Origin of the sequence: Rhodopirellula maiorica SM1 (assembly GCF_000346295.1) — a bacterium.
Lineage (GTDB): Bacteria > Planctomycetota > Planctomycetia > Pirellulales > Pirellulaceae > Novipirellula > Novipirellula maiorica.
The window spans coordinates 1-13,597 of sequence record NZ_ANOG01000801.1 but is presented as its reverse complement, the minus strand read 5'-3'; the positions used below and the strand labels follow the sequence as shown (position 1 = coordinate 13,597).

Here is a 13,597-nt window from a genome sequence, read left to right as displayed (position 1 = left end):
GAAAAAGGACCGCGAGCTGCTTGCTAGGAAGAAACGACCAAACGATTGCGAAGGGTCATGCCACGCAGATGCGGGCGAAGCGTTTCCTGGGCAATCTGCTTTAAGACATAAGAGTCAACACGTCCTTCCATGATAACCACTCGGCCTTCCACCGTGACGCCCACCTTTTCAAGCTGCTTGCGCCCTGTCTTTCGAAGCGCCGCTTCGAGCTGGTTTCCCTGCAAACGGTGTGCGGGATGGACCACAGCAGCAGGTTTTAAACTCGGATTGTTCGGATGGTTTGCAGGAGACGAGTTTGCGGGGTGTCGACGATTCGATGTTGGCGTCGAAATCATGAATGAGCCTTTTGCTTGGTGACAGGGTTGGGGCTCTAGCAAAGATAGCAATTTTTAGGCCGCTGTCATCTGATTCGCTGGGCCGTCATCCGGGCAGAATCTGATGGCACACAAATTGCGATTGAGCTAAATCGTTGTGGTGCAATCGAATTCGATTTGGCTCCGATGCGAACGTTGCTTCGCCAGGAGGTCGTGCCTGCGGAAAGAAAATAAATTTTGAGATCTGGCCAAGTGTTATGTGGACAATTCTGAGCCATCGCGGAGCGAAAAGTGCACAAGGTGCGCGCGACTTTGCTTGCATCTTGAGCGATCGTCGATCGGCCGTGTAAAGCGAGTGTTCAGCTAGATTGTTACCCGCTGGCAAGATGGTCATCGGTCTGGCTTGGAGAGGCGAGACGGTCGAGTCTGACATCAGAAACTCGAACTTCGGCAGCCTCCAGATAGATGCCCAGTTGCCCCTTGTCGAATGTTTGGTCGGCCAATGACAGTACGACTCGGCCATCGACCGTCAATTCTAGATAGCTGCCAAATGCGAGCAGTTGAACAGACGCCTCGCTGCGTGATTTTGAGTACCAAAACCCCGATTGTAGCGATCGGAATGTCATCATATGTTCACCGCTTCCGTCGGCGCCGGTGCCCCAGGCTCGGAGCTGGGCGACTCCTTTTAGAATGTCGAGCGACAAATAGTATCCATCGCGTGATTCGGGGTCCAAACGGAAGACAAGTCCGCATTTACCGAGCCCCTGCATTTCCAATTTCGCGTGAAAACGGAAACAGTCGATGTCGCCGTCAAAGACAAACGCTTGGAAACCACTTTCGCAGGACAGGTCCAGATGACCGCCTTCGACCCGGCAGACCTGGATTTGTGGTCCGACATCTTCGATCAAACTGTGGATACAGCGGCAATCGACACTCTCGCGAAGATAGGCATCGATCCCCTCAAACGTCACCGCTCGCAGCAGTCCAGATTTGCTACGCACCAAACGCTTCGGTGGCGGCATCAAGTTTTCGGACGTTCGGTCAAGCAGATTCATCGAATAGAAGTTCCAGAGCAGCCATCCATGTTCATCACGGCACACCCGGCCGGCGTAGTTGCCTTGAGCCAATAGAACGTTGTCATGATAGCTTTGCCACGGTTCGCCAATCTTTTTGGTATGCCAATAACGAATCTTGGCGTCTTCGCGGATGCTGCCAATCAGATAATAGTCGTCGTCAAAATAAATCAAATTTGGCACTTCGACATCGTCGTAAAGTCGTGGGTGGTGCAGTGCCGGTTGGGCTTCGAATTGATGCGGAGCGACCTCTTTCATTAACGCCACACAGCCGCGACGGACAACCGGCCCCTCCTTGACTCGCCCAGCCGCCAAAAGCCAGCCTTGTTCACCATCGTGGTAATAAAACGGATCGCGAAAACTAACCCAGTGTCGTCCTTCGCTTAGCGAGGATTCGTAATATTGCGAGTCGGGTTCAAGTGGCAGACAGCTGTTCGGATCGAACTCCGCATGCAAACAGTTGGCCCCGTCACGGCGGCTTTTCTGTACCGCCTCTTTGACTGGCAGGGGATCTCGGGGGCCTCGATGGTCTTCCCAATGAACCGGCGATTTTTGCCAATCATACAGATCGTCGCTGACCGCCATTCCGAGACGTTGATAGCGACCTTGATCGCGTCGGGATAAACCCGTGTAAAACATCCGCCAGCGGCCCGAGCGATAGGGATCGGGCGAAACATGCATCGTCCATAGCATCAAATCGTCCCAGCTGCCGGGGTCACCAATGAACAATGCGTTGCTGACGCGTCGCCAATTGATCGCGTCCGTGCTGACGGCGTGGGCGATGAAATCATGATTGGGAAGCACCAAGTGAAACAGATGGTACAGTCCATCGTGATACAGAATGTCGACGTCGCCAATGGTTTTCCTACTGCCATCGGTTTCGGAGAACATATTCGACTCGCTCAAACAGAAAAGGACCGGTGCTAAACATCTGATAGCAAAATTTTAACGCAATCGACATCCGAACACCATCTCAATCGATCGCTTTCTTTCGTCACGTCTTCATGGGTCGCGTTTTCTCTCGTCGAGCTGAGTCCGCGCTTCAGCGTAACGATGCCGTCTTTATCTATTGTCATTTGACTGCCTCCTCAATCGCAAGCAAACCCCATCGCAAGTCCCAAAAAAAAAGTGCCCCATCAAATTGATAGGGCACTCAGGAAGGGCGAGAATTCGCCTCGGCGGGTTAAGCGGAATTAGCTTTCTGATTTCGCTTGCTCGCGTTTAATTTCGTTTCGATCTTCGCCTTCACCCAAGGTTCGGGCCATCAAAACGATTCGGTCCTGTACCTTCACTGGCACACCCTGGACGGTCACTTGATCGCCTTCGCTAGGCGTTTTTGACAATTGATCTTTGCGGCCGAGGTCGACCATCATTGATTTGCCATTGTCGGTTTTAACTTTGGCCAGTAGGTGTTTTTGGCCCTGTACCGTGACCTCGCGAGTGCTGGCCACCTGACCGCTGTATTTGCGACCATTGCGGTCGATCGTCAAGTCCGACGACTTGGTCTTCGCCTTCGTTGCGATCAAGATCGACTTGTCACCCACTTTCATGCGATGTCCGCTAGCAGTCAATTCATCGCCCTCGGACAATGAATTGTCGTCTTGTTTGACACCGAGGTCGACTGGGGTCGCCTTGCCATCGTTGCCTTTGACGTGCGCCACAATATGATCGCGGCCTCGGACATCCACCGTTTTGATTCGGTCGATCGTGCCTGAAACCTCTTCACTCTTGGCACTCAGTTCCTTCTGTTTATTCTGTGCTTCCGATTGGGCCTTCTGGTCTTGATCGCCGGAGGAATCGAAACTGTAGAAAGTAAACGCGTCATAGACGCCGTCGTTGTCGGTGTCACGATAGCGGGTGTAGCTATCGTAGACTCCGTCGTCATTCGTATCTTGGTACAGCGAAAACCAGGTCATCCCGTCTTGGTTTGTCTGTTGACCCGAGCCATCGTCGTAGTAGTCGTAGAACCAACTATCATCGGACGATGTGCTGGATTGTTGAGACGCCGTGGTCGACCGGTTCGTGTCACTGGCGTAACCATAATCGCCATAGTTCCGTTCGGTGTCGTTGATGTCGTCGTTGTCTTGGTCTGAACTGGTAAGGTTGTCAGAGTATTCGAAGGTTTCGTTGTCCCAACGGCCGATCGCTTCGTCGGTCGGGTTGTAGTCGTTGCCATCGAACCATTCGCTGACGTCATACCAAGCGTCGTCTTCGTAGAACCGAGACGGACGTTCGTCGGCATTGGCAACCGGCATCCCGCAGTAACTCGCTGCGATTAGACTCGCCAATAGTAATCGTTTCTTACTCATCAATGTGTCTCCTGTGTAAGTGTTGTTCGTCGCGACCATGATGGTGACCATGATGGTCGCTTGGAATTTCGGATGCTCGAGATAAAAACGCAACGTCCATGCCGACTGGTCGTTTGATCGTGTGAAAATCGCGTTTTTATGCGGTGAAGAACGCGTCCATGATGATTCGGCGACGGTGTTTACAAAGGAAATCGGCCAGCGATGTAAACAGTTCGCTAGCGTCTGGCGTCGCTTTCCAAGTTCAGCAGGTAAAGACGGACCGATGTCGCAAAGCGACTTCTCTGAAAAGGGCGCGGGCAACGACTGCGATTACGGTGATTTCAAAGTACAGGGAGGGCGTTTTGAACACCCTGGTCGGTCATTGAACAGACCTAGGGTTAGATCCGAGAGCATCTTAGTTGCATGCATGACAGTGTCTTTTCGGCACGTCATTTGCCACCCTTCTTTTTCGCGAATCCTTCTTCATCTTGCGACATGCTTCGCGAGTGGGGCAGACAACGACTCTTCATGCACTGTGCATACACTACCTTTTTCACTGGAGCTAAAACTATGACCATCCGCAACCTAGCCGCCTGTTTGCTGCCGATGCTGATGATCTCATCCGCCCCCGCTCAAACCGATCGCGAAGCCAGCGATGTGGGGTCCCGCTACGAAGATGACGCGTGGTACGACGTCAGCGAGTGGTTCGATGGCAACGACTACAACCCGACCGACGAAGCGATCGGCCGTTGGGACGACGAACGTTTCGACTTTTACGACAAGCAAACCAGTTCGGACAGCGATAACGACGACGAAATGGTTTCTTCGGAAGAGTTCTATGGCGAAGACTACGATGACGGCTACGCCACCTACCAAGACAATGATGGCGATGGTAACTACGAAAGCATGTCGCGATACCACGACACCGATGGCGACTATCTGCACGACAGCTATGCCACCTACAATGACGACGATGGCGATGGCATGTACGACACCTACGACTTTAGCCAGATCGCTGGCGAAAATGCAGTGCATCGAAGCAATGTTGCCCAGACGACGCAAAAGGGATTGAGCGGTAAGGCACACAAGGTGTCGGGGACCGTCGAGGAAACTAAGATGGTCAAGCGATTCGGCGAGGTGAGCCTGTTGGTCAATGCAAAGACGGACGGCGGCAAATCAATGTGGGTTGATTTTGGCGACGGAGGACGATCACTGCAGTTGTTCCAAGGTGATTCGTTTACTGCGTATGGCCCGGTTGTCAAACGAGGCAACAAGGATGTTTTGGTAGCCACCATGATCGAACGAGACGGAAAACAACGCGAGATTCAACGAACAGGTCGCCGATTTACCGGAACCGTTCAATCGACCCGTAAAGCCAATGTGAAAGGCAACGAGCATTTGGTCGTGAAATTGGACACCGAGGATGGAAAAAAGGTGACGGTCGACATGGGAGATCCCGCTGCTGCGAAAGATCTGAAAGAAGGTAGCAAAGTGACGGTTACCGGCGTTCCAGTCAAAGTCGGCGATCGTGTGATTTTGATCGCGGATTCGAATCGGACTCAAAAGCAGAACAAATAATTGTCTCTGATTCGTTGATTTGCGATCAGCTTCGGTATGCCGATCGCACACGAAAAAACGTGTTCAGTTGGCGGCGTTCCCCGTACCAAAAGGGATCGCTAGCGAACTGGACACGTTTTCGTTTTGGGGCGTCGCTTACGTCGCTCTGACGCCCCAATGCTCAATCCGATTTCTGTTTCATTCAGTCCGTTTCTTCCCCCATCCCCAGGACATTCGTTCGATGACGATCACCAGCGTTAATCCCGCCACAAGTGAAACACTCAAGACGTTCAAGCCGCTCACCAAAGATCAAACGATCGACGCGATCGAAAAGGCTGACACGGCGTATCGCAGTTGGCGGAAAACCTCATTTGATCAGCGCAAGACGATGATGCTGAAATTTGCAGATCATCTTCGCCAGCATGCCGACGAATATTCGCGGCTGATCACGCTCGATATGGGGAAGCGGATCTCCGAAAGCCAAGGCGAAATCGAATATTGTGCGAACATCGCTGAGTTTTATGCCAATGGAGCCGAGTCCTTTTTGGCTGACGAACCGATGCAAGTTGAGGGTGCCAACGCATTCATCCAATACGCGCCGCTAGGCGTCTTGATGGGAGTGATGCCTTGGAATTTTCCCTTCTACCAAGTCGTTCGCTTCGCGACTCCCAATATTATGGCCGGCAATACCGTGATGGTGAAACACGCTAGCAACGTTCCGCAATGTGCTGAAGCGATTGCCGAGGCGTTTGCCGAATGTGGGTTGCCCGACGGGGTTTATACCAATTTGTTTATTCCGTCCGAGTTTGTCGAGGTGATCATCTCGGATTCGCGAGTTCAAGGAATCTCGCTGACCGGAAGCGAAAGAGCCGGAGCGTCGGTGGCAGCGTTGGCTGGCAAGAACTTGAAGCGTTCCGTGCTGGAACTCGGCGGGAACGATCCATTCATCGTGCTCGAGGAAGCTGATCTTGACGAGACGGTCGAGCTTGCGGTGCAAGGCCGAATGGTGAATGCCGGGCAATCGTGCGTGGCGTCGAAACGCTTCATCGTGGTGGAAGCCGTTGCCGATGACTTTTTGTCGGCATTCAAAGAAAAAATGGGTAACATGAAGATGGGAGACCCTATGGACGAGGAGACAACATTGTCGCCGTTGTAGACGGAACAGGCCGCAGTCAAACTGCAAGAACAAGTGCAAGCATCCATTGACGCCGGAGCCACGGTGGTGCTTGGTGGTGATCGGCCTGACCGCGAAGGCGCCTTCTTTAATCCGACGATTTTGACAGGCATCACTCCCGACATGCCTACGTTCGACCAAGAGCTGTTTGGGCCTGTGGCCAGTGTTTATGTGGTGAAGGACGAAGACGAAGCGATTGAGCTGGCCAATCACTCGTCCTATGGCCTTGGGGGCAGCGTCTATACGAAGGACATCGATCGAGGCCGCCGCGTGGCCGAACGAGTGGAGACTGGCATGATGTTCGTCAATCAGCCGACGAATTCGCAGGCCGAGTTGCCTTTTGGAGGCATCAAGAACTCGGGTTACGGCCGAGAACTATCGCATTTGGGGATTCTCGAGTTTGTAAACAAGAAACTGATTCATCTGGGAACAAAATAGGCCGTATGCTGACGCCCGGTATGGTGCAAGCATCGCCGCGGCGTTTTCGTGCGCAGTAAAGTCAATCTAATCAAAGAGGAACAAACGATGGCAACGGAAACCGCAAAGAAAACGGAAAGTCACGAGATCCAGCTCGCCTCTCGCCCGGAGGGAGTGCCGACGGCCGAGAATTTTAAGCACGTCAAAGTTCAGTTACCGCCGCTGGCCGATGGAGAGTTTTTAGTCAAAAACGAATGGATGTCCGTCGATCCCTACATGCGAGGGCGAATGAAAGAGGGCAAAAGTTACGTTCCTCCGTTTGAGATCGGAAAACCGCTCGAAGGCGGATGTGTCGGCAAGGTGGTCGAATCTCAACATGAATGTTTTTCCGTTGGTGACTACGTGCTGGGCAACAGCGGATGGCGTGAATACTGGATCTCCGACGGAGAAAACGTGAACAAAGTCGACCCCAACGTCGCACCGATTCAAAGCTATTTGGGAGTGCTGGGGATGACCGGATTTACCGCCTGGGTTGGGCTGAAACGGATTGCCAACTTGCAGTCGGGCAACACCGTGTTCGTTTCGGCTGCGTCCGGCGCGGTGGGCTCGGTGGCCTGTCAGATCGCCAAAGCGTATCACTGTCGCGTGATCGGCAGTGCCGGTTCGGAAGAGAAAATTCTTTGGCTGCGTGAAAAGGCGAATGTCGACGAGGTCATCCACTACAAACAGACAGACGATCTGTCGGCCGCGTTGGGCGACCTTGCACCTGACGGAATCGACATCTACTTTGACAATGTCGGGGGCGAACATTTGGAAGCGGCAATCGATCACATGAACAATTTCGGATGCTGCGTCGAGTGTGGCATGATCTCGACCTACAACGCCACCGAGCCTCCGGCGGCGCCTCGCAATTTGTTCAAAGTCATAGCCAAGCGAATTCGCATGCAAGGGTTTATTGTTCGCGACCACTTTGCCGATCACGATGAATTTTTGCGTGACATGTCGGCGTGGATCCGGTCAGGTCAAATCGAGTGGGAAGAAACAGTAACCGAGGGACTCAAACAGGCTCCCGATGCCTTTATTGGATTGTTCTCAGGCAGCAATCTCGGCAAGGCACTGGTACGAATCGGTTAGCGGCTTGTTGATTTATTGAGCCGCGACGCGTCAGAGAACGTCCGGCTTAGGCCAGAGGCCGATACATCCTCTGCCGTGGCCGTAAGGCCACGGGATGTAGCGAATGAGCTGCAAAGGCCGGAGGCCGACACAATGACGGTGTAAATGTGTCGGCCTCCGGCCTTGGATTTGCTGCATTCCAAACCGGTGGTTAACACCACCGGCATGAAATGTACCGGCCTCCGGCCTTAAAAAAGAACGAATGCGAGTTGTTAGAGTCACCCTAAGCCGGACGTTCTCCTCAGCGGCCGGGGAGAACCCACGACCCGGTGCCTCATGGCTCACTGTAGCGATTGAAATTTAGATTAAATCAGCAAGCCGTTGACTCAGCGGACGGCATCCACCGCTTCGCTGCTGGGGGACATCCCCCTTTCACGCCATCGCATCTCACATATTCGCATCTCACGTCATCGCATCAGCTCGGGCAGAATGAAGCTTTCACCCGCATGTTTGCCAATAAACGCTTCGATCGCTGCGGCTTGGCCGTTGATTGCGTCGTCAGCCGCCTGTTGGACTCCCGCGTCGGCGCGGTACTTAAATAGGCTTGGCACGTTGACAAGCACGTCCAATGCGACGGTCAATGCGACTCGGGTGCCTTCGGGATCCGGTTTGGCATCCAGCGTGGTTTGGTAGTGTTTCAATCGACCTGCGGGACCTTTGGAAACCGTGGTCACGTCAATGTGATCGGGGTGGATGTCTGCGTTCTGGGTAAGCACAAGTTCGCTGGCTTCGAGCATCGGGTTCTCGAGTTGGACCATCAACTCCTTAACCGCCGAGACTTCGGTTTTCGTGACGCCGCGAATGGCGTTCAGTAGCGGACGGTCATCTTGCGACGTATCCATGACCACGCCTTCGATCCGTTCGCCAATCAAACGCATTCCGGTATGCTCGACGATCGCAGCAGTCGCGTTCTTGCGAACCATGATTTGGCGAAACTTGTCGAAATCGCAATCGACGACGAAACTGCGTTGCTGTTGACCCGTTGCGAGATGCTCGATCGACCGCAATTGCCAGCCAAGGAGCAACGCAACCAATACTGCAAGAAGGACCACAACAATGACGCCGGTCCGGCGGAAATGAGAGGGCTGAGGCAAGGAAGTTTTCATTTGAATAGGATGAGGAGCCCGGAACCGCTTAGCGAGTTTCGGAGAGGTAAAACGCCACCAAGTTCATCAGCTTTACACCATCGATTGGTTTGGGGAAGTAGTCGTCGCATCCCATCGCGATACAGGCTTCGCGTTCGCCTTCCATTGCATCGGCGGTTAACGCGATGATCGGCGTCTTGAATCCGAGTTCACGGATTTCTGCCACAGCTTCCTGTCCGGTCATCACCGGCATCTGCATGTCCATCAAGATCAAGTCAAACGGACGTTGTTCTTTCTGAGCCCGCTGCGTTTCTTCGACGGCTTGCAAACCGTCTTCGACGACCGTGACATCGGCGCCGCACTTCTCTAAGAAATATTTACCGATTCGCCATATGTCGCGGCGGTCATCTGCCAATAACACACGTGCACTGAACTTGGGAAACAAAGCTCGTTTCGTTTCAATCGGTTCACGTGCTGGTTCTTCATCCGACGCAAGCGTTCGGCGATTGAGGACTTGATCGGGCGTCAGCGGCAAGGTGAACGTAAAGCAACTGCCGACACCGAGTTCACTCTTTACTGTGATTTCGCCTCCCATCTCTTCAGCCAATCGTTTACTGATGCTCAATCCCAAGCCGGTCCCGCCGTATCGCCGCCGCCGCGCGGCACCGGTATGGCTAAACGGGGTGAACAATTCAGTTAAATGGCTTTCGTGAATGCCGATTCCTGTGTCGTGGACGGCGATCACCAGCGTGGGCGGATTCGTTTCTTGATTCATTCCGATCGCGACACGCACATTCCCTTCGTCGGTAAACTTCAGTGCATTGCTGATCAGATTAACAAGCACTTGGCGAACGCGAATGGCGTCGGCGGTGATCTCTGAGGGGCTGTCGGGATTCCAATCGAACGTCAACGGGATACCTTCCTCAGAGGCCCGGACCTGCATCAATTCTTGGACTTCGCCCAACAGTTTGCGAACGCTTAGCGTTTGTGGGTGGATTTCCATCTTGCCCGATTCGATTTTGGACAAATCGAGAATGTCGTTCAGTAACGCCAGCAGGTATTCGCCGTTGCGTTTGATCGTCGAGACTTTTTCGAGCAAGGGATCGTCGCTTAATTCTTCGCTTAACATGTCGGCAAATCCGAGCATGGCGGTCATCGGTGTTCGCAGTTCATGGCTCATGTTTGCCATGAACGAGCTTTTCGCCTCACTGGCCGCTTTGGCTTCTTGATTGGCCAATTGCAGTGCTTCCTGAACTTTCATGCGGTCGGTGATATCGTTTTGAACCCCGACAAAATTCACCAACCGGTCGCGTTCGTCAAACACTGGGGTGATCTGCAGATCGTTCCAGAACGGCGTGCCATCTTTGCGGTAATTTCGTAGCGTCACGTGACAGGATTCTCCTGCGGCGATCGCCTCTCGCAACTTGGCCAACGTTTCTGAATCGCTATCGTCACCTTGCAAAAACCGGCAGTTGATCCCCGTTACTTCGTCTCGTTCGTAGCCCGTCAAGCTCAGAAAGCCAGGGTTGGCGTAAGTGATCGGGTTGTCTTCGGCGGTGGCGTCCGTGATGACTATTCCATTGAGCGTCGACTCAATTGCAAGATGTTGCAATCGCATCTCCAATTCCGTGGCTCGCCGATCTGTAATGTCACGCGCATTAGCGCACAGGAAACGATCGTCATCAATCTGTAGACTCGCCACACTGATTTCCATCGGCAACAGCGAACCATCGCTACGTTTCCAATCGGATTGGAACGGTTTGAGTTGTTCTTTGGCGGCGTCCGCAAACAGTTTTTGGTAATTCTCTTCGGCGAGTTCGCACTGCACTTCCATCAAACTCTTGTTTTCCAGTTCCTCGCGATCCCACCGCAGCGTCTCACACATTGAGGGGTTGACGTACCGGAATCGCCCCTTTTGGTCCGCCAAAAAGACAAGGTCACTTGCCGTTTCGGTCATGAATTTAAATCGTTCTAGCTGTGCTTCGGCAGCACTCAGCGATGCAATGTCGATCAGCGTCAACACGACTCCCTTGATCTCGCCGTCCGATAGATAAGGGACCGCGCGTAACAGCAGTGCGTGGCCTCCCGAATCGAATACTTTTGTTTCGAATTCCTGTTCGGACTGCAGTACGTTTTGCAGGCTTTCTAGCAGATTGTCATAACGCAATCGGTGTGTGAAATCTTCGATCGAACGGCCGATGTCGTGTTCTTGAATCCGCAGGATTTCCGCGATTTGCGGCGTGTATCGGCGAAGGCAAAAATCACGATCTAAAAAGACGACGCCGACGCGAGTGGTTGCCAACAAATTGTCCATGTCCGCATTGGCTTCGGCTAATTCGACCACGCGGCGTTGGTGTTCGGCGTTGACGGTATAAAGTTCTTCGTTGACGCTATGCAGTTCTTCGTTGGTGCTTTGCAATTCCTCGTTCGAAGCGACGAGTTCTTCGTTGGCTGCCTGCAGTTCCTCGTTGGACGTTTCCATCTCTTCGACGGTGGCTTGCAGGTTTTCTTGGGATTGCTGTAGCTCGGACTCCAAAATCGTGACGCGGTCGCCATCGCTATCGCGGGTCGACGAAGCAACATGCTCGGCGACATTGTTATGCCAGTAAGTCGCCAGCGAGGATGTCTGTTCGGTAAACGAAATCAGAAACGTGCCAGTCCCATCGTTTTGCTTGCCAATGGGTTCGACAGCGATGTCCAATTCAGCGGCCTCGGGTTGAGACTGCAGCGAGGCGACTTTAAATTTCACGATCCCTTGTTTTTTGGCCGTATGATGTAACGCCACGGATAGCGAGGATTTGACGCGAGGAACAATGGCATCAAGTATGTGGCTGCTCGGTCGTCCCGATGCGTATTGCAGATATTTCTCGGCGCCTCCGAAAACATGCAGGATCTGGCCATTCGGTTCGATCAGAATGCTGCAGCCCATCTTTTGGTTCAGCAACGCGTCGTAGATGCTAATCAGTTTTGCATCGACACGATTGCTTTGACGTGTTGTTGGAACGAGCGAGATGGATGAGAACTTTTCACTACGTGGATTCAAGGGAAGCTCGGTGCCCGGTGGCATCCGTAAATCGCGACGTTTGCAATAAATTCGCCAATGGGTATTAAGCACATCGAATTCGTCACTCAATTCGCCCGGAGATTCGCTGGGGCCAAGAAACAGAGTACCGCCGGACTTTAATGCAAAATGGAATAACGACAGTGCTTTGGCTTGCGCGGGTGCCTGCAAGTAAATCAACAGATTGCGACAAGTCACCAAGTCCATTTGAGTAAACGGGGCGTCGCTGATGACGTTGTGTGGGGCAAATACGATCATCTGCCGCAGCTGCGGAGTGACTTGGTAACGCTCATGATCGCGACGGAAATAACGAGTCAGTCGATCGTGCGACAAGTCCGCCAATGCATCCGCCGGATAAATGCCTCGTGCGGCAGTCTGTATCGAAGAGGGATGAGCGTCGGTGGCAAAAATTTTGATGTCGTATTTCGCATCCCGCTTGCGGCGTTCCTCGTCCAACAGAATTGCAATCGAATACGCCTCTTCGCCCGAGGCACATCCGGCGACCCAGGTACGAACCATTTTGGTTTCCGAATTGGCATCAAAGAGTTTCGGAATGACCTTTTGGGCAAGCGTCGCATAAGCATCGGGGTCACGAAAGAATTGGGTCACGCCGACCAACAGATCACGATAGAGGTCGCTTTGTTCGTTGGGATGGTTTTCGATATAGGAGACATAGTCCTCGAAGCTGCGAATTCGCAGCATATCAAAGCGTCGTTGTAAACGGCGTCCGACGGTGGACGATTTGTACTGGGAAAAATCGATCCCAAAGGATTGGTTGAGCAACTGAAAAATACGATCGATTCCCGCCAACGACTCGCTCGGATGCTGGTCTTCGCTGAGGTCGTCGCGTGTGATGTCGCCTTGGACATAACGCATCAAAGCCTTGGCCATCCCGTTGGGCGGCAAAACCAAATTAACCAATCCGGTCTCTTGGGCGCTGATCGGCATCCCATCAAATTTGGCGGATGCCTGGTCCTGGCTGACCACCAACCCGCCCGCTTCGTGGATGTCGCGAATTCCTCGTGAACCGTCGCTACCGGTGCCTGAGAGCACCACGGCAATCGAATTTGCTTGCTGATCCTTAGCTAACGAACAAAAGAATTTGTCGATCGGGTGCGAAAAACTGCGGTCTGGATTTCGCTTGGTCAGCCGCAGTCGCCCCCCCGTGATCTCCATCTCCATTTTCGCAGGCAGCAAATAGATCGCATTGGGACTGACTCGGACGCCATCTTCGACTTCCAATACCGGGATGCCCGTTTTGCGTGAAATCAACTCGCCCATGTGGCTTTTGAAGTCAGGCGAAAGATGCTGGATGACAACAAATGCCATCCCGCTGCTAGCAGGCATTTCCTGAAAGAATGCCTCCAAAGCTTCCAATCCGCCCGCCGAGGCACCAATCCCCACGATGTAAAAGCTTTCTGTTGGCTCGGAATCGGGCTGCGGTGACGAACAAGA

Annotated in this window: 7 protein-coding genes and 1 pseudogene; 3 read left to right on the top strand and 5 right to left on the bottom strand. The window is 53.0% G+C overall.

Translation table 11 applies throughout. The annotated features are described in order from the left end of the window. Positions 1 to 23: 23 nt before the first annotated feature. From RMSM_RS26005 to RMSM_RS25990, 3 genes are all read right to left on the bottom strand, one after another. Entirely contained in the window at positions 24 to 335 is a 312-nt protein-coding gene (locus tag RMSM_RS26005) for a BON domain-containing protein (protein ID WP_008703768.1), read from the bottom strand. A 350-nt stretch (positions 336 to 685) separates the two neighbouring features. Then, positions 686 to 2,278 (bottom strand): glycoside hydrolase family protein, encoded by a 1,593-nt coding sequence (locus RMSM_RS25995; protein WP_008703766.1) that lies wholly within the window; start codon positions 2,276 to 2,278, stop codon positions 686 to 688. 302 nt (positions 2,279 to 2,580) lie between these two features. Then, complete coding sequence (locus tag RMSM_RS25990; protein WP_144057969.1) at positions 2,581 to 3,696, bottom strand: hypothetical protein; 1,116 nt, start codon at positions 3,694 to 3,696, stop codon at positions 2,581 to 2,583. Between the two features lie 549 nt (positions 3,697 to 4,245). On the opposite strand from RMSM_RS25990, the gene RMSM_RS25985 reads away from it, so the two are divergent. The 3 genes and pseudogenes from RMSM_RS25985 (at position 4,246) to RMSM_RS25975 (ending at position 7,957) form a co-directional block, all read left to right on the top strand. After that, entirely contained in the window at positions 4,246 to 5,253 is a 1,008-nt protein-coding gene (locus RMSM_RS25985; RefSeq protein WP_008703757.1) for a hypothetical protein, read from the top strand. Between the two features lie 220 nt (positions 5,254 to 5,473). Then, a pseudogene (locus tag RMSM_RS25980) lies at positions 5,474 to 6,844 on the top strand (NAD-dependent succinate-semialdehyde dehydrogenase). Between the two features lie 87 nt (positions 6,845 to 6,931). Continuing rightward, positions 6,932 to 7,957, top strand: coding sequence for an NADP-dependent oxidoreductase (locus tag RMSM_RS25975; RefSeq protein ID WP_040769429.1), 1,026 nt, complete (start codon positions 6,932 to 6,934; stop codon positions 7,955 to 7,957). Positions 7,958 to 8,403: 446 nt separating this feature from the next. Here RMSM_RS25975 and RMSM_RS25970 read toward each other — a convergent pair whose 3' ends face one another. Then, positions 8,404 to 9,102 (bottom strand): hypothetical protein, encoded by a 699-nt coding sequence (locus RMSM_RS25970; RefSeq protein WP_236622306.1) that lies wholly within the window; start codon positions 9,100 to 9,102, stop codon positions 8,404 to 8,406. A gap of 28 nt (positions 9,103 to 9,130) precedes the next feature. Then, the gene (locus RMSM_RS25965) at positions 9,131 to 13,546 is read right to left on the bottom strand and encodes a chemotaxis protein CheB (protein ID WP_008703751.1); all 4,416 of its coding nucleotides are present in this window, start codon (positions 13,544 to 13,546) and stop codon (positions 9,131 to 9,133) included. Between the last annotated feature and the right edge of the window lie 51 nt (positions 13,547 to 13,597).